Source organism: Rhizocola hellebori (assembly GCF_016862955.1).
Classification (GTDB): Bacteria; Actinomycetota; Actinomycetes; order Mycobacteriales; family Micromonosporaceae; genus Rhizocola; species Rhizocola hellebori.
In genome coordinates this window covers 23,275-42,038 of record NZ_BONY01000057.1, presented here as the reverse complement: position 1 = coordinate 42,038, position 18,764 = coordinate 23,275, and the positions used below count along the sequence as shown (strand labels likewise).

Genomic DNA, 18,764 nt, shown 5'->3' with positions numbered 1-18,764 from the left:
GTCGGCCACAGCGGGATCGAGCGGTATGCCGATCACCTGAAGGCACGGTGCCCAGGCCACCGGGTTGGGTTCGGCAGTCGATTGCCACGCCCAAGCCGCTTGTGGCAATGGGTTTGTGGCGAGCAGCGTAACAGCAACAAGCGCGAACGCTATGCCCCTGGCACCAAGAAGTCTTCGGTTCACGGCGCTTCCTCCAAATTGGTAAGTGCTTCCCGCATGTGCGCCGTCACGGCGTCGGCGTAGATGCGCCGCCGCTCCCCGCTGAGGCTCTCGGTGGCGGCACGCCACAACAACGCCCTGCTCACGATGGCCGGAGCCGCGGCCAACCGGAGTGCCTGTGTCCACCGATCCGCAGGCAAGTCCTCCGCCCACTCGTTCATGTAGGCGGCGGCAACCTGCGCTGGAGCAGATAGATCGTTCGGCATCGTGGTTCTCACGTCCCGCAAGAGCTTGTCCAAGGAGAACAGCGGGTGGCCGACAACGCTCTCAGCCCAGTCGAATATCAGCACCTCCCCATTTCGCACCGCGAAGTTGCCACGCCATATGTCGAGGTGGGCGATGGATTCTGGAATGCCGAGTTCGGCAAGGGCGGCGCAGCGGCGGGCGAATTCGGGAATGTAGGTGACTAGACGGTTGACTTCGGCGTCTGAAAGCGTTTCCTGGCTGTGCCCGCCAGGTCGTGGCGACGCGCGCGCAGCGACGCCTAGGACCAGAGCGCAGAATTGCTCCGGCAGCGTCTCGAGGCGGTGGTCTGGGCAGCCGAGGATCGCGATCGCTGGTGCTGCGCCGGCCGCGTGCCGCTGGATTCGTGCCAGCCGCGGCGCGACGGCTAGGTAGTCGGCGAGCAGCTCGGCACCGCTGCGACGCCTTGGGACATCACCGAAGTCAGCCGTCATCATCCAGCCACGATTGGCGTCGACGGCGATGACCCTGGGCAGATGTTCGGGAAACCATTGCGCCAGGAGTTGTGTCACGGCGGGCTCGTGGGTGAACACCGGTGCCGATGCCTTGAAGTAGACCCAGCCGGTCGCCGTCCTCACCCGAGAATGGCGAGACCACGCACGGAAGCCCATCTGCTCCACCGGACCGGCTGCCGACACTCCCGACTCCTGTAACATCGTCGATATCCAAGCGCTGGCGGCGGCGTTCCAGCCAATGTCTGTCCACGGCAGAGTTTGTTCTGCCCTCGCGTTGTCATTCGCGGCGAGCCAGGCCGTCAGCACACGTAGCTGGCCGGGTACGGCCAGCTCGATTTTGTCCAGGTCAGAACTGTCACACCACCGGGCGTGCGGTGGGAGCGGTGGCAACGTGCCGTGCGTTTCATGCACGAAAATGCTGGACGGATCGGCGGTCGTCGGCGCCTGGATCCGATCCAACGTCGTCACCTCAAGCCGGAACATCCGCTTGATCTCTGCGTTCATCTCGGGCGGTTCCCGCAAGGTGTGGCGAGGCAGCGACCACCCGGATGGCTCGGACAGCAGCAGGACCGCACGAGGAGCGCGAACAATCACGCTGTAGCTCGTCGATACTCGGCTCATTCCGCTGATTATGGTGTCGTTGGCCGGTGCCGGTTGACCCGATCGTGTCCGGGACAGTCCCAGAATGCTGCGGCTGTCAACAGTGGGTGCATCCGCAGGACGCACGCACGGCAGGTATCGCCCACTCGGGCTGAGAAGACGGTCCGGTCCACATTGGACCGGACCGCCGCGGGGTCAGCAGTTCTTGACGTAATAGACCGGGTTCCAGTTGTACGGCCCGTGCAGCGTGTTGTCGGGGGTGATGTAGCTGCCGATCTGGTTGTGGAACACGTTGCGGAAGTAGGACCTCACGCCGTTGGGCCCGGACGGCGTCTGGTTGTCGACGTAATACCCGTTGCCGTTCCAGTTGGACACCGCGTACTCATGGCAGTTGTAGAGATAGAAGAGCGCCCAAACACCGAGGATGGCCCCGCCTTGACCGTCTGTCCACAGGTAATTGGGATCCCAGACGAAGGTGCAGAGGTTTCCTGAGCCGCAGCTGTAAGGGTAGCCCGGCGGGACGTAGATGACATTGGCCGACGGCGAGATCGTGGGGGAGCCGGCGGCGATCGAGGCGCCGGTTGCCGACCGTGATCCGCCCGGCGCGGGTGGAGCGATCGCCTCGACGGCCGAGCCGTAGCTGGGCAGGGGCGACGCCTGTGCGGGCACGGCAACCGTGAAGGTCGTCAGCACCATCGCTGCGACAACGGCCGCGCCAGTTCTCAGGATGTTCCGATTCATCGCACACTCCTGTGGATGGGAAGAACCAGTGGACATTCCGCAAACTGGATCGGGAACCACGGCTTCACGCCCTTGCCGATCCGCGACCCCCGTCCACCAACGATCGTCGTGGGCTGATCGTGCTTCGTCAATGCCGAGGTCCCTGCGACGACACAGGGTGATTGAGACGGTCCGGTCCACATCGGACCGGACCGTCGCCGGACCGCTACGCGGTGTGAGGCGTTCTCCCCCGTGATGTGGAACGCCTGCACCGGATATCGATCCCTGCGCTCGGCTCGGGTACCCAGGTTGATCCACAAGGGATCGGTCAAGCGGGGAGTCCGGGGTACCCGGGCCGTGCACGGCAAAGCAAACCCGGTGCCCGGGTGCGGGTGGGCCGACACCGGCGCAGTCCGGAATTCGCTCACATCGACGCTGGTAGGGTGTGTCCGGTCGGGTGGAATGCCGGACTTCACCGGAAGCGGGGTGGCCGATGACGGCAGCGGGGGACAGCCCCGTGACGGTCTTCTGCGCCGATCTGAAGCGGCGCTGGCGTGAGTCGGGCCGCGATCTGGCCAGCGTGGCGCGTGAGGTGCGGATCAGCCGGGCCCAGCTGTACGCGATCCTCAACGGGGAGATCAAACGCCCGCCGGATTTCGGCGACGTGGTCCGGCCGTTCCTCCAGGCGTGCGGCGGCACCGAGACGGAGCTGGCGCAGTGGCGGCGACGCCACGAGGTGCTCGTCGGCGTGCACACCGAGCTGCGCCGCCGGTCGGAGAGCCGCGCTGCCGCCGCGCCGCCGGCCCCGGCCCAGCTGCCGGTCGACGTCGACGGTTTCACCGGCCGCGCCGAAGCCCTGGCCGCTCTCGACGATGCCGCCGCGCAGGTGGTGGTGATCACCGGGACGGCGGGGGTGGGCAAGACCGCGCTGGCGGTGCATTGGGCACATCGTGCCGCTGCCGGCTTTCCCGACGGCCAGCTCTACGTGAACCTGCGCGGCTTCGATCGCAGCCAGGAAGTGATGGATCCGGCGGAGGCGATCCGCGGGTTCCTGGAGGCGCTGGGCGTGGAGCCCTCGCGCATCCCGCGGGGCCGCGATGCCCAGGCCGCGTTGTACCGCAGCATGTCGGCGGGACGCCGGATGCTGGTGGTGCTGGACAACGCCCGCGACGCCGACCAGGTTCGCCCGCTGCTGGCGGCGGGCTCCACCGTCTGCACCGTGGTCACCAGCCGGGACAGGCTGACCGCACTGGTCGCCGAGACCGGCGCGCAACCGCTCGAGCTGGCTCTGCCCGACGCCGAGGAGGCGGCTGCGCTGTTGCGCCAGCGCATCGGCGCGCAGCCCGCCGAGCCGGATCCGCCCGGCGCGGTGGAGGCGCCTGCGCTGTCGCGCCGGCGCATCGGTGCGCAACCCGCCGAGCTGGCTCTGCCGGACGCCGAGAAGGCGGCTGCGCTGTCGCGCCAGCGCATCGGTGGGGCGCCGGGGGACCGGCAGGCCGCGGCTGCGGTCGTGGCCGCGTGTGGCCGGCTTCCTCTGGCCCTGGCGCTGGTCGCGGCGCGGGCCCGGCAGACCGGTTTCCCGCTGGCCACCCTCGCCGGTGAGCTGCGCCAGCCCGACCCGGCCGCGCTGGACGACGTTCGCGCGGTGTTCACCTGGTCCTATCGTCTGCTGGGCGACCCGGCCGCGCGCCTGTTCCGCTTGCTGGGCCTGGTCTGCGGGGCCGACATCGCCACCGCCGCGGTGGCCGCGCTGGCCGCTGTTCCGCTCGGCGATCTACATCGGACATTGCGCGAGCTGACCGAAGCCAACCTGCTCATCGAGCATGCGCCGGGCCGGTTTCAGCTGCATGACCTGCTGCGGGTCTATGCCGGCGAGCTGGCCTACCAGACCGACCCGGCGCAGGTGCGCCGTGACGCGCTGACCAGGCTGCTGGACCATTACACGCACACCGCGTACCAGGCTGAGCTGGTGTTGAATCCGACACGTGTGGCGATCCTGATGGAATTGGGCACGCCCGCCGATGGCGCGCAGCCTGCCGAGCCGCTTGAGGTCAAAGAAGCCTTGGAGTGGATGGGTACTGAGCGGGCGGTGCTGTTGTCGGCGTTGCGCCAGGCCAAGCAGGAGGGTCTGGACCGGCACGCCTGGCAGCTGGGCTGGGCCTTGGACACCTTTCTGTACCAGCACAACCACTGGCATGACCAGGGTGTCGCGTGGACGGTGGCGCTGCGCGCGGCCACCGCGCTGATGGACCGCGCCGCCGCCGCGCACGCCCACCACTTCCTGGCCGTCGTCGCGGGCCGGCTGGACAGCTTCGCCGAGGCCCACGACCACATGCGCCAAGCCGCCGAGCTGAGCCGGGCGGCGCAGGACCGGCAGGCCCAAGCCGACAGCCAGTTCAGGATGTCCTACATCTGCTGGCTGCAGGCAGATCACGACCGCGCCCTGCAGCACGCACAGGACGCCCTGACCCTGTGGGCGCAGGTGCGCCATCCCGGCTGGGAGGGCAGGGCAAGCAATGCCGTCGGCTGGTACCACGCCCAGCTGGGCGGCCATCACCAAGCGCTGCCCTATTTCGAGCGGGCTCTGGCGCTGCAGCAGCAGGCCGGAGATCGGGCCAACCAGGCTGTCGCCCACGACAACCTGGGCCAGGCCCACCACCATCTGGGTAACCACGAGACCGCCATCGGCCACTATCAGCAGGGCCTGAAGCTGGCCCACGCCATAGCCAATCCCATCATGCAGGCCCAGCTCACCATCCACCTCGGCGACCTGCACCAGAGCATCGGCGAGCACGCCACGGCCCGCCAGCACTGGCAGCAGGCCCATCAGACGCTCACCGACGTCGGCCATCCGCAGGCCGCCGATGTGCGCCGAAAGCTCGACACCGCCCCGCCGCCGCCCAGCTGACCGGGCGGCGGCCTGCGCCGACGCGCGGGCATGGGTAGATTGGGGCGCCGTGAACGCGATCGCTGTGGTCTTCATGTTGCTCATGCTGCCGTCGCTGACGCCCGGCTGCCGGCAGCTGCACGCGGATCGCCTTGTCCCCCTTGCCATCGCGGTGGTGATGGTGCTGCCGATGGCAGGCGTTGCGGCGCAGCCGCAGCCGCCGTTGCGCGACCTGGCCTCCGCCCGCGGCATCGCCGTCGGCACGGCGGTGGCGGCCGGGCCGTTGCGCGACAACGAAAGTTACCGCGACCGCCTCGGCGCCGAGTTCGGCTCGGTCACCCCCGAGGACGCGCTGAAATGGTCGGCGGTCGAGCCTGCGCGCGGGCAATACGACTTCACCGATGCCGACCGGATAGTCGACTTCGCGGTGCAGCACGGTCAGGCGGTGCGCGGGCACACCCTGGTGTGGCATCTGTCGCTGCCGGAGTGGCTCACCGGCGGCGGGTTCGGCGTCACCGAGTTGCGCGGCATCCTCAAGACGCACATCGAGACGGTGCTGACCCGCTATCGCGGCCGGATCGCGGTGTGGGACATCGCGAATGAGGTGCTGGCCGAGGACGGCACCCTGCGTCGCGGGTTCTGGCTGGACCGCCTCGGGCCCGATTACCTTGCCGAGGCGTTTCGCTGGGCGCGCGCCGCTGACCCGCAGGCTCGGCTCTACCTCAACGAATACGGTGCCGAGCACGCTGGCGCCAAGGCGGATGGGCTGCGCGCACTGGTCAGGGATTTGAAGGCGCAAGGGGTACCCATTGATGGTGTGGGATTCCAGACCCATGTGCGGTCATCGACCAGTCTGTCGGAGCTTGGCGACGTGATGCGCCACTTCGCCCAGCTCGGCGTCGACGTGGCCATCACCGAGCTGGACGTGCGGGTGCCGCTGCCGGCCGACGCGGTCAGCCTGGGCCGGCAGGCCGAGGTCTACGCCCACGCGGCGCGGGTGTGCCTGTCGGCTCCCCGCTGCCGTTCGATCACGGTGTGGGGGTTCACCGATGCGGTGTCATGGATCCCGGACTACTACTTCGGCTACGGCGCGGCCACCCTGCTGGACGCCACGCTGGCCGCCAAGCCCGCCTACCACCGGCTCACCTGCGCACTGGCTGCCGCACCGACCCGCAGGTGCCTTTGGCAAGTCGCCTGACGGTGACGCATCATGTAGCCGGTTCACCACCCATGTTTCGTCGTCGAAGGGTTGCCATGGAGCTCGCCTATTGGATCATCGCGGGTTTGCTTGCGGTGTTCTACCTCTACGCCGGGGGCAAGAAGGTCGCCCAGAGCAAGGAGCAGCTGCAGCCGATGATGGGCTGGGTCGACCAGATCCCCATGCCGCTGGTGAGGACGATCGGCGTGCTGGAAGTCCTCGGCGCGGCCGGCCTCATCCTGCCCCCGCTGACCGGCATCGCGGCCTGGCTGGCCGTCGCCGCCGCGATCGGATTCGTCCTGATCCAGGCCGGCGGCATAGCGCTGCATCTGTCGCGCGGCGAGGCCCGCCTGATCGGCCTCAACATCGTTCTGCTGGCGATGGCCGCCGTCACCGTATGGCTGGGCACCACCTGGCTCTGAATCAGCCTTACCGCTGACCGCCGCGCAGTGGACCGCTCGGCGTAGGCGCTGGGGGTCTCGCCGACCAGCTCGGTGAAACGGGAGCTGATCCCCCGTCGTGTCGCAGGAGCCCGCTGCCGGATTCGCTCATACAGCTGGAGTCCTTGTCAGGCTGCGTCATCGGCACAAACCCGCTCGCCTGGGCACCGGCGGGCAGTGCGAGCACCTGGACACGCAGCCCCATGCCTACCAGGCCGCCGCCCGAGACTGGGCGGCGGCCTGTGCGGATCCGCGTCGTCAGGTCATTCGCCGATGGCAGCTTTGAGTGCTGCCGCTAGCTTGTCGTGACCTTTGCCGTTGGGATGTGGGCACCCCATCGGGACGGTCTTCTGGATGTCGCCGGCGCCGAGCGCGGGCGCGGGCTGGGCAACCAGCTTCGCATTGACCGGCAGCTGCGCTTTGATCGCGTCGTTGAGGTCCTTTTCCAGCTGGCGTATTCGGCCGACCAGCGCCACCGGCACCAGCGACGCATCGCCCAGATTGAATATTGCGGGCACGATGTTCTTGAGATATTTGATGCCCGGATAGGAACCCAGCACATCGGAGACGGCCGCCTTGAGGTCGACGGTGGCCGGGATGATGCTGTAGTAGAGCATCCACACGACCTTGTCGGCGCCGGCCGCGAGCATAGTGTTGACGATCGTCTTGGCGTCGCCCGGGATCTGCTTGGACAACGCGCTTTCGTTGGCACCCGATCCCGGCCCGTCATAGGCGGGGATGCCGATGCGGATCGGGTTGAGCAGCAGCGGCGGCCAGAACGGCCCGCGGTTGACCCACCAGGTGGCGCGGCAGCCCCCGCCATTGTCGATGATCTTGTCGGGTTTGCCTGGCAGCACCTGCTTGGCCCACCACTGGAACGAGGTCTGGTTGGTCGAGAAGACGGTCGCCTTGAACGCGTCGGTGAGCACCTCGAGCCCTTGGCAGAGCGCGAACTGGGTCAGGATGGTGGTCCAGTTGGTGTTGTTGATGCCGCCGGTGGTCACGAAGAAGGCTTTCTTCCCGGCCCGCTTGGCCGCCTTCACCGCGTCGTCGGCCAGGTCCAGCGGCGGCTTCACCCTGTTCCACGGGTTGGCGCACGAGTCGGTTTTGGCAGCGCCGGCTTTGATGATGTCGTCGGTGCTGAACCCGACCCGGGCGAAGTTGTAGTACTCGCTGATGTTCTTGTTCATGTTGTAGTAGCGGCCCGCGTAGCTGAACATCATGTCGTTGCCGGGCAGCTTGCGGGCGTCCTGCGCGGAGTTGTTCTTCGTGCAGTCGGTGGAGTCGGCGCTTGCCGTCTGGTGGTAGGCCGAGGTCACCGAGTCGCCGGTGGCGACCAGCACGGCGTCCTTGGCCGCGTCCTCGGGCTTCTTGCAGACGCGGTCCTCCTCCTTGTCCTTGGGACTGTTCACGCCCGCGCGCTCGGCCATCGGGGTGGCCGACGAAGTCACGCACGGCTCCGGCGAGGGGGAGGGCGGGATCGACGTCGGCGGCGGTGACGACGGCGGAGCCGACGTGGGTGGTGGTGTCCACGGCGGGGATGTGGGCGGAACTGTCGGCGGCACAGTCGGTGACGGGCACGGTGACGGGCTCTCGCTGGGGCTGCCGGTCGGGCTTGACGTCGGTGGCTGGGAAGGATCGGCCGTGGGCGTCGGCGGCACGGTCGCTGTCGGCGGGACCCCGGTTGGCGTCGGCACACTCGTCGCCGTCTGTGTCATCGTCGGAAATGCCGTCGCCGCAAGGGAGATCGGCTCATAGGGCTGCACCTCGGCGCCGGTGCAGTCGATGATGTGCCGGATGTCGTCGATCCACGGCCCCATGTCCTCGGGCAGCGGTTCGCTTTCCGGCACGCAGGGATCGAGGTAGAACGGAATCCCGAAGATGATCCGGGTGCAGGCCGAGTCGAGGGTCGTCATGGCCTGCGGCACCGATGCCGCGGGAAGCGCGACGGCGACACCGACCGCGCTGACGACCAGCGCCGCGCCGGCGGCGACCCACCAGCGCAGCCGGCGGGGGAGTGAGGTGGTGAGACGAAGCAAGGCGATCCTCCTGGACGAGTCAAGGAAGCAGATGCCCCACATAATCGACCACCGTCGAGCCAATCGACATCCTTAACTATTGGCAAGGTCTGGCCTGGCAACAAGCGGACACAACGTCAACATTCGTATCTGGAAATGTATTGGTCAAGGCCGCGAAGTCGTTGTCCCGCGCCGCGGATTGCTTACCATGTAACCACTTCGGTCATACCCGAAAGTGCCGCCGTGATCTTGACGCTGATATATGTGGATGTGAGGATTCTCCTCCATCACTCACCACAGTGACAGATCACGGGAGGCCTCATGCGGCAATGGCGCGCAAAAGTCATGCACCTCAGCAAGTTCTTGGCAGTCTCCGTCGCAGTTCTGGTCACAGTCGCAGGTCTGGGACCGGCGCCAGCGATGGCGCATGAATTCAACTTGATAAGGATGGACGACGCGTTCATGGATTTCGCGTCCGACGAGTCTATCGACGACCATCACCTGTTCTGGAACCACTTCGTCCATTTCCAGAACTACGACCAGTACGGTGCCAGAACGGATCTCACCGTGAGCGAGAAGTGCCGACGATGCTGGAACGACCACACCGACATTGTCTGGTACGCGTGGGACCTCGGAGTCGCCGATCCCGACACCGGAGTGACAACGACCGGCATGGAGAGGTGCAGAAAGTCCTACCCTCCCCCGAACCAGGTCTGCGACCGTGCCGAGGTTCTATTCAACGAACGCTTCACCCGCGATATCTCAGGGGAGGCCGGCTTTGCCATCGCCTGCCATGAGATCGGTCACGCAGTGGGATTCTGGCACTCTGATGAAGGCTGCATGTGGGCCGATTTCCCCTATTGGATTCCGCCCTCGAATGTGCTGACCGACGACATGATTTCCCATATCAACGGCGCTTACTGATGGGGGCCGATATGCGAAAATGGATCGCAGTTGCGGCAGCGTTGCTGCTGGCGGGATGTGCTAGCCCAACTAGTGAGACCTCGTCGGTGGTCGTTGCTCCGTACAATGCCTCGACTATCCCGTTCAAAACCCTCCAAGAGTTCCTCGCTCACCGGCCCGTCATCGCCACCGGCAGGGTCGTCGCGGTGAATGATCGCGCTTACGAAGTCCCGGTTGACCCCAACGCCGAGGGCAACACCGAAACGGACGGTCCCGAAATCTTCGGGACGGTTTCCTTCAAAGTCGAAAGCGTTCTCAAGGGCGACCTCGTCCCAGGCGCCACCATGACGATCATCTATATGAGCGGCAAGTGGAACACCCTGGAAAAGGAAAGCCGGATCGCCTACACCTACGAGCATATGGCGAACCTTCAGAAAAATGACGGCACGTTAAAGACCCCGGCCGAGTTCAACGGCGCGACCTTCGCGATATTCGCTCAGCCCAACGAGGGGAGCATCCCCGTGAAGGAAAACAACCTTTACCGGGGCCGCGTCGCGCCCATAGACGCCGGTGGACAGGTCACCTTCCCCAGACCGGCGCCGTTTGAGTCCAGTGCGACAGCGGCGGTCAAGCTCGACGACATCAAGGCCGCCATCGGCCGATGAACCACGCTCTCCCCGAAAGCGGGTGGCGAACCTCGTTCGCCACCCGCTTTTGCGTGCCCGCCCGCCGAAGGCCAGAGGTTCGGTCAGTCGGCCAACACCGGTGTGCGCAGCCGGGCCGGCTAACGGGGTCACGCATGGCCGGCGCTGTGGGCTCAGCTGCCTTTCCGCCGCGGCCGAGGTGTGCAGGGCCCGGGGTTGTTGCTCCCCGACCCTGACGTGACCGTGACGCCACCGTGATGGCCGGGCGCAGGCTTGCCGAGCAAAGGTGGTCAGCGGTGAGGCTGGCCGCGGCATTCCAGCCCCACGTGAAAGAGGGAGCCGAAGTGGCAGTCCAACGCCCCGGGTCGAATGCGGTTGGTGTCGTGAGTCTCCGCCCGCCGGCCAGCCCTATCCGCAAGCCGCTGGCGATGCTGCTTGCCATGACTGTCGGTGTGTTCAATGTGGCTTTCCCGATTGCGCGGGCTGGCGCGGTGCCTGGAGCGGAGCCGATCCGATACTCGTACGACGACGCCTCGCGCCTGGTCGGGGTGACCGATCCAACCGGTGACACCGCTTCCTACGCCTACGACGCGGCTGGCAACCTGACCGGCATCAACCGGTACCCGTCGTCGCGGGTTTCGGTTTTGAGCCTAACCCCAAGCCGGGGCTCGGTGGGTGCCGAGGTGATCGTCAGTGGCACTGGATTCAGCGCGACAGCCAGCGCCAACGCGGTGACGTTCGCGGGTGCCCCCGCCGCGGTCGTCTCGGCCAGCGCGACACAGCTGGTGGTCACCGTCCCGGCCGGGACTACGACTGGGACGGTCGCGGTGGTGACGTCTGCGGGCAGTGCGTCCAGCACCCAGCCGTTTACCCTCGAGGTCGCCGCCAACGCGCCGACCGTCGCCGGGTTCTCGCCGGTAAGCGGAGGCGAGGGGACCGTCATCACCATAAGCGGCACCGGATTCGACCCGGACCCCGCCCGTAACACGGTGTTGTTCAACCAGGCGGCCCGTGGGAAGGTCACCGCGGCCACGTCGACCAGCTTGACGGTCGAGGTGCCGAAGGTAGGCGCTGGAAAGATTGCCGTGCGGACAAGTGCGGGCGTTGCCGTCAGCGCCGAGGACTTCAGCGTCGCGCCGGGCACCTACGCCCAGGCCGATGTGGTTTCGACCACCCGTGTCGCGGTCGATGGCGCGACTGCGACCTCGACTGTCGGCACTGCTGGAAAGGTTGCGGTGCTGCGCTTCGACGGCGTGGCGGGGCAGCGGCTCAGTTTGGCGTTTACCGGCAAGACCATTGCGGGGGCTGTGACTGTGCGCCTCTACCAGCCGGTCGGAATCGAGTTCAGTGGCAACGAGTTCAGCGGGTCTTACTCGTTTGTCAACAGCACCAGCATATCCCTGCCACCGCTGGAGGCGACCGGGACCTATCAGGTCGTTCTTGACCCGAACGATAGCGCCGCGACGGGCTCGGTCGTGGCGACGTTGTCGAAGGACCTGGACGCAGGCACGCTGGACCGGATTGGGCCGAGCACCGCTGTCGCCATCTCCCGGGTGGGCCAGCGGGCCCGTATGGTCTTGGACGGGACGGTGGGGCAGCGCTACACCGTCGCTTTGTCGGGCAACACCGTCGCGAGCGGCACGATGGTGCTCAGCGTCTTTTGGCCCGACGGCGAGGCGCTCCTGTCGACCGTGAGCTTCTCGGGGAACCGGACGCTGGCGCTGGATCCGCTGCCCCAGACGGGCCGGTTCCAGGTCGTCGTCGACTCGGGTATCACCCCCCGATCGTTCACGGTCAGTCTTTCCACGCCAACCGACTTGGGATCGATCAGCCTGACCGGTCCCGGGGTCGCCATCTCTTCGGCCCGGCCTGGGCAGAGCGCATTGCTGCGCTTCGACGGCACCGCCGGGCAGTTGCTCGCTGTCGGGCTCACGGCCTCCACCTACAGCTCCAGCCTCAGCGTCACCGTGCGCAAGCCCGACGGTGAGCCACTCACCGTCATCCCGATGGCTTTCTCGGCGACGCTGCTTGTGCCGCAGCTGCCGTTGACCGGGACCTACGAGATGTTCTTCAGCCCGGCCTCCGGCAGCACCGGGGGTGCCACGATCACGCTGTCGTCGGAGCTGGACGGCGGGACGCTCACCACGACCGGCGCCAGCTCCGTCATCACGGTGGCCCGTCCGGGGCAGAACATGCGGTTGCGCTTTGACGGGACAGCCGGGCAGCGGTTGAGCCTGGGGTTCACCGGAACGTGGTTTACCGGATCGTCTGCCATCAACGTGTTCCAAGCCGACGGCACGGCTTTGGTACCAGTCGAATTCCTCTCCGGAGAGAACTCGCTCAATCTGCCGATCCTGCCGGTGACCGCAGCGTATGAGGTGGTCATCAGCCCGGTGGCCGCCCGCACGGGCACCGCCACGGTCACCCTCTCGGCCGACCTGGACGCCGGGGTGCCCACCACCACCGGTGCCGGGGTCGGGGTCACGATCACGCGGCCGGGCCAGAACGCGCGGCTGCGCTTTGACGGGACAGCCGGGCAGCGCCTGAGCCTGGGTTTCACCGCCTCGACCCTGAGCAGTTACCGGGTGAGCGTGTACAGGCCCGACGGGACGTCGCTGATGTCGTCGACATCGATAAGCGGCGTCGCAGCCGACGTCGATGTGCCGATTCTGTTGGTAAGCGGGACTTACGAGGTCCTGATTGACCCGTCCGCCGCCCGCACCGGCTCGGTGACGGCGACGCTATCGTCCGAAGTGGACGCTGGCATCGTCGATGCCGTGGGAGCCGGGACGGCGGTTACGGTCGTGCGGCCAGGGCAGGACGCACGGGTGGCTTTTGCTGGAACGGCAGGGCAGCGGCTGAGCCTGGCGGGTACCAATCTGTCCTTCGGCGGCTCATATTCCGTCAGCGTGCTCAGGCCGGACGGGACTGTATTGGTGACGCCGAAGGTCCTGAGCGGCACGGCGCCCGAACTTGACCTTCCGGTGCTTGCGGTGACCGGAACCTACCAGGTGCTCATCGACCCCGAGCTGGCCAAAACCGGGTCGGTGACGATTACCCTATCGTCCGATGTGGACGCAGGCGTCGTCACTATCGGTGGTGCTGGCATCGTGGCCACCTTGGCGCGTCCAGGGCAGAACGCCCGGCTCCGGTTCGGCGGTACCGCGGGCCAATCGCTGACGGTTGCGCTGAGCGCCACCACCTTCAGCGGCCTGGTCGGGCTCAGTGTGCTCAAGCCGGATGGAACGGTGCTGACCACCCGCAACATGGCGGGAACGGCGACCCTTGCCCTATCGGCCCTTCCTTCGACTGGTACCTACGAGATCCTGGTTGACCCGATCGCCGGGCAAACCGGCTCGACCACGGTCGCGCTGAGGTTCACCGCCGCAGCCAATGCCAACGCAGCCGTGGCCACGATTGAGGATCAGCCTGACGCCGGCGCGATGTCCGATCACGACGAGTGGCTGGCGATGCGAGCCATGCGAATGAAGTCGCCCGGCTTCGGTGTGAGTGTGCAAGACGAGTGGATCCCAGGCGCCGTCAACCTCGCGGGAAAAGACTGGCGCAGTCGCCTGCCCAGCCCGGAATACGCGCACGCGGCGGCCCAGCGCACGCCGCAAGGCGTGACCGCCTTGGCGGGTCACGTACAGACGCTGGCCGGCCGGCCGCTGAGCGGCGTAAGCGTGAGCATCGACGACACCAGGGGTACTACCGACGCCGACGGCCGATTCCGGCTCACCGGGCTGTCGGCCGGCCATCACGAGTTGCTCGTGGAGGGCGGTGAATACGGCATCTACGAGATCGGGGTCGACGTTGCCGCCGGGCGTACCACTGTGCTGCCCTATCCGATCTGGCTCACCCGCATCGATACCCGCAACAAGGTGCAGTTTCCCTCACCCACCACCAGCGAGGTGGTGATCACCACTCCGCGGATTCCGGGGCTGGAGGTCCATTTGCCGGCTGGTTCGGTCGTCGAGGACTCGCGCGGCCGCGTCGTGACCGAGCTGGGGATCACCGCGATTCCTGTTGACCGGCCGCCTTTCCCGCTGCCCGAGCACATCATCGTGCCGATCTACTTCACGGTGCAGCCGGGCGGGTCCTATGTGTTCCCCAAGGGCGCCCGGATCGTTTACCCGAACTACACCCATCTGGATCCGGGAACCCGGGTGGAGTTCTGGAGCTACGACCCGCAGGAGCGCGGCTGGCACGTCTACGGACACGGCTCGGTCACCGCCAACGGCCAGCAAGTCGTCCCCGACCCCGGGGTGCGGGTGTACGAGTTCACCGGCGCGATGATCAATCAGCCCGGAACCCCACTGACCGGACCCAGCACGGGGCCGCAGCAGGACTTCCTCGACTGGCTCAGCGGCGATCCTGTCGATCTGGGGACAGGGCTGTTCATCGACACCCACACCGACCTGTTCCTGCCCGACGTGATGCCGATATCGCTGAGCCGCACCTATCGGCAAGCCGACGGCACGGTCCGCGCTTTCGGGCTCGGCCAGAATTTCAACTACGGCATCTTCTTGCACTCGAAACAGGAGTATGAGGAGGTTGACCTGGTGCTGCCCGATGGTGGCAAAGTCCACTACGACCGCATTTCCCCTGGGACAGGTTTCGGCGATGCGGTATTCCTCAACACGAAAACACCGAACGAGTGGTACCACTCCACCATCAGCTGGAACGGCAACGGATGGAACCTGAGCCGGCGCGACGGCATGACCTACGTCTTCGGCGACACCACTCCGCTGCAGGCGATCCGCGACCGCCACGGCAACCAGATCACCATCACCCGCACCGGCGTGAACGGCAACCCGAGTGCCGGCGCCATTACCAGGATCACCTCGCCCAACGGAAAGTGGATCAAGCTCACTGGCGGCGGCCTCGTCAGCCGGGCCGAGGACAGCCTAGGCCGGGTCGTTGAATACCGCTACGACAGCCGGCTGCGGCTCACGAGCGTCACCGACCCGGCTGGAAAGGTCACCACATACGGCTGGAACGAAGCCAACCAGGTCGCCACGATCACCGATCCGCGCGGCATCACCTACCTGACCAATCAGTACGACGGCAACGGCCGCGTCCAGCGCCAGACCTTGCCGGGCAATGCCGTGACCGAGTTCGTCTACACCCTCAACGGGGACAAGGTCGTCTCGACCCGTGCCACCGACCCCAACGGTCACGTGCGCCGAGTCATCTTCAACGCCGACGGGTTCGCCACCAACGACACCTACGCCGTCGACACGGACAAGGAACAGACCAAGACGCTGGTCCGCCAGCCCGGCACCAACCTTGTCACACGCAGCATCGACTCGCTCGGCCGCGAAACCGCCTACGCCCATGACGGATTCGGCAATACCACCTCCGTCACCGCCTTCGACGGCACCGCTCACCCGGCGACCACCACCACCGTGTATGGCGGGCCGTTCAACCAGATCACCGAGACCACTGATCCGCTGAGCCACACCACTCGCTACACGTACGACACCGAAGGCAACCTCGCCACCCTCACCGACCCGGAAGGCCGGACGGTGACGTTCACCCACACGCCGACCGGCGAGGTCGCCACGACCACGGACCAGCTCGGCAAAACCACCACCTTCCACTACCAGCTCGGCGACCTGGTCGCCACGACCGACCCACTCGGCCGCACCACGCACATGTTCACCGACGCCGCCGGACGGGTGCTGGAAAGCAGGAATCCCATCGGCGGGGTGTCCCGGCTCACCTACGACCAGCGCAACCAGCCCACCACTGTGACCGACCCGCTCGGGCTCACCACCACTTTTACCTATGACGAAAACGGCAACATGCTGAGCCGGACCGCCAACGGACACACAGCGACCTGGACATACGACCACAACGACCAGATGCAGACCTCCACCGACCCGTTGGGCCGCATCGCGCGCTACGGCTATGACGCGGCGGGCAGGCTCACGACCCTTACCGCTCGCAGCGGCAAAGTCACCACCTTCGACTACGACGAGCTGGACCGGATCACCACCACCAGGTACGGCGTAGTCGGGGCCGGAAGTGAAAGCTCGGTGACCAACAGCTACGACCCGGGTAACCGTCTGACCGGGATCGTCGACTCCCAGGCCGGTGCCATCGTGCTGACCCCCGACGACCGTGACCGTGTCATCCAGGAGACCACCGCGCAAGGCACCATCACGTACGGCTTCGACGACGCCGGGCGCCGCACGTCGATGCAGATCGCCGGGCAGCCTGCGGTCACCTACGGCTACAACAACGCCGACCAGCCCATCTCGATCACCAAAGGTGGTCAGACGGTCGGCTACGCCTATGACGCTGCCGGGCGGCCTTCCACCCTCAGCCTGCCTACCGGCGTCAGCCAGACGTATGGCTACGACGACGCCGGCCAGCTCACGAGCATCACCTACAAGCGCGGCTCCAGCACGCTGGGCGAAATCACCTACGGCTACGACCGCCTCGGCCGGCGCACGACTGCGGGCGGCAGCTACGCGCGCACAGCTATCCCCAACGCGTTCACCGGATCGGTCTACAACGCCGCCGACCAGCTCACCAACCTCGGCGCGGTCAGTTACACCTACGACGCGGACGGCAATCTGACCAGCGATGGCAGCACCACCTACACCTGGAACGCGCGTGGCCAGCTCACCGGCCTCACCAGGCCCGGTACCTCCGCCGCGTTCGGCTACGACGCTGTGGGACGGCGCATCGCCAAGACTGTCAACGCAACCACCGTCGGCTATCTACACGACGGCGACACCCCGGTTCAGGAGCTCAACGGCACCACCCCAACCGCCAACCTGTTGACCGGAGGCACCGACGCCTTCTACGCCCGCACCGACGACGCCGGCACCACCACCAGCTACCTCACCGACGCGCTCGGCAGCACCGTAGGCCTTGCTGGGCAAGCAGGCCCGCCCGCGACCGAGTACACCTACGAGCCTTTCGGCGCGGCCGAGACCAGCGGTGCCGCCGACGACAACACGTTCCAGTACACAGGAAGGGAAAACGACGGCACCGGCCTGTCCTATCACCGGGCCCGCTACTACCACCCAGGTCTGCAACGGTTCATCAGCCAGGACCCCATCGGCTACGCCGGCGGCTCGAACCTATACGCCTACGCCGACAACAACCCCACCAACCTTGTCGACCCGAACGGCACGTTCGCGTTCCTGGCGGCACTTGTGCCGATCGCCGCCACCTTCATCTCCGGCGCTCTGATCGGCGGGGGGATGAGCTTTGGCATGCAGCGCCTGTCCGGCCGCAAAGTCGACTGGAGCCAGGTAGGTTTTGACGCCTTCATAGGCGGCGCGCTCAACGTGATCACCGCCGGAATGGGCGCGGAGCTTGCGCTCCTCGACGACATCGCCAGGATCCCCCGTCCCTGCAACAGCTTCACCCCCGACACGCCTGTGCTGATGGCCGACGGCACCACCAAACCGATCGCGGACATCGAACAGGGCGAGGAGGTGCTCGCCACCGACCCCCAGACCGGTGAGAGCGGTGCCCGGCCCGTCACCGCATTGATCGAAGGCAAAGGGGAAAAGAAACTCGTCGACATCCAGATCCAGGGCGACACCATCACCGCGACTACCGAGCACCCCTTCTGGGATGCCGGCAAAGGAACCTGGGTCAACGCCGAAGACCTCGAAGCGGGCGACCTCCTGCGCACCGTGAGCGGCGAGCAGGTCGTCGTCCAGGAGGTCGGCAAGCGTTCCGCCACGGTGCGGGCCAACAACCTCACAGTCGAAGACCTCCATACCTATTATGTGGTAGGCGGCGATGCGCCGGTCCTCGTCCACAACTGCAATGACATACGTGTTTCGCCGATGGCATCGGACTGGGCAACCAAGGGCGCACATGTCCACGTGGGCGCAAACGAGGTTAGAGTGTTCCCCACAGGTGCGGGTGGGGTCGGCGCGGAACCAGTTCGTTTGAGAACGGGATCGGCGACGGAGACTCAGGTGCAACATGTGCTCGACTGTGTCGCGTCGTGTGCCGCTCTTCGCGAGGACATCACGGCGAAAGCCGGTGCAGCTATGGTCGAGATGAACAGTCACAACTGGGGAAACTCGTTGAATCGAGCCAGTGAGATGAACTTCCTCATAAAAGCATTGGCCAAGATAAAATGAGCCGAATCGACGAACTTGCAAGCATCTGCCTCACGGGCCGCCTACGTGGTTTCGCAGCACGGCCAACGCCTGACGATGTAGAGCGTGCCATGGGTAACGAATACCTGGATGTCTGGGACAAGAAGCGTCGTTTCCTGCGGCGCGACTACGGAATTGTGGAGTTCCATTTCTTCCGCGATGACGCATGGAGATGCCGCACTGTCGGGATCCAATTGCACCGTGTTCAGAACAGTCCCCATCCGCCATCAGGCCCCGAGTTACCGCTATTAGGTGAAGGTACGGGCCGAGTCGTCTGGGCTGACCTCGCAAGGGCCATC

9 protein-coding genes are annotated in these 18,764 nt (G+C 66.3%); 6 read left to right on the top strand and 3 right to left on the bottom strand.

Going from position 1 to position 18,764, the window contains the following annotated elements; translation table 11 throughout:
* Positions 1-179: 179 nt before the first annotated feature.
* Positions 180-1,538: a hypothetical protein gene (locus tag Rhe02_RS34500; RefSeq protein WP_203912647.1), complete on the bottom strand. Its 1,359-nt coding sequence runs from the start codon at positions 1,536-1,538 to the stop codon at positions 180-182.
* 174 nt (positions 1,539-1,712) lie between these two features.
* Positions 1,713-2,258: a hypothetical protein gene (locus Rhe02_RS34495; RefSeq protein WP_203912646.1), complete on the bottom strand. Its 546-nt coding sequence runs from the start codon at positions 2,256-2,258 to the stop codon at positions 1,713-1,715.
* A 472-nt stretch (positions 2,259-2,730) separates the two neighbouring features.
* Between Rhe02_RS34495 and Rhe02_RS34490 the strand changes: the two genes are divergently transcribed.
* From Rhe02_RS34490 to Rhe02_RS34480, 3 genes are read left to right on the top strand one after another with little or no spacing between them, the layout of a single operon-like run.
* On the top strand, positions 2,731-5,145 hold the full coding sequence (locus tag Rhe02_RS34490; protein WP_203912645.1) for a tetratricopeptide repeat protein: 2,415 nt from the start codon (positions 2,731-2,733) through the stop codon (positions 5,143-5,145).
* Between the two features lie 49 nt (positions 5,146-5,194).
* On the top strand, positions 5,195-6,322 hold the full coding sequence (locus Rhe02_RS34485) for an endo-1,4-beta-xylanase (RefSeq protein ID WP_203912644.1): 1,128 nt from the start codon (positions 5,195-5,197) through the stop codon (positions 6,320-6,322).
* Between the two features lie 56 nt (positions 6,323-6,378).
* Positions 6,379-6,744, top strand: a complete 366-nt coding sequence (locus Rhe02_RS34480; protein ID WP_203912643.1) for a DoxX family protein — start codon at positions 6,379-6,381, stop codon at positions 6,742-6,744.
* 281 nt (positions 6,745-7,025) lie between these two features.
* Here the strand turns inward: Rhe02_RS34480 and Rhe02_RS34475 are convergent, their stop codons facing one another.
* Positions 7,026-8,801, bottom strand: coding sequence for a hypothetical protein (locus Rhe02_RS34475; RefSeq protein ID WP_203912642.1), 1,776 nt, complete (start codon positions 8,799-8,801; stop codon positions 7,026-7,028).
* A gap of 300 nt (positions 8,802-9,101) precedes the next feature.
* Here Rhe02_RS34475 and Rhe02_RS34470 point away from each other — a divergent pair, with 300 nt between their 5' ends.
* From Rhe02_RS34470 to Rhe02_RS34460, 3 genes are all read left to right on the top strand, one after another.
* Positions 9,102-9,704, top strand: coding sequence for a zinc metalloprotease (locus Rhe02_RS34470; RefSeq protein WP_203912641.1), 603 nt, complete (start codon positions 9,102-9,104; stop codon positions 9,702-9,704).
* Positions 9,705-9,715: 11 nt separating this feature from the next.
* Positions 9,716-10,348 (top strand): hypothetical protein, encoded by a 633-nt coding sequence (locus tag Rhe02_RS34465; RefSeq protein ID WP_203912640.1) that lies wholly within the window; start codon positions 9,716-9,718, stop codon positions 10,346-10,348.
* A 362-nt stretch (positions 10,349-10,710) separates the two neighbouring features.
* The gene (locus tag Rhe02_RS34460; protein ID WP_203912639.1) at positions 10,711-18,447 is read left to right on the top strand and encodes an RHS repeat-associated core domain-containing protein; all 7,737 of its coding nucleotides are present in this window, start codon (positions 10,711-10,713) and stop codon (positions 18,445-18,447) included.
* Positions 18,448-18,764: the final 317 nt, after the last annotated feature.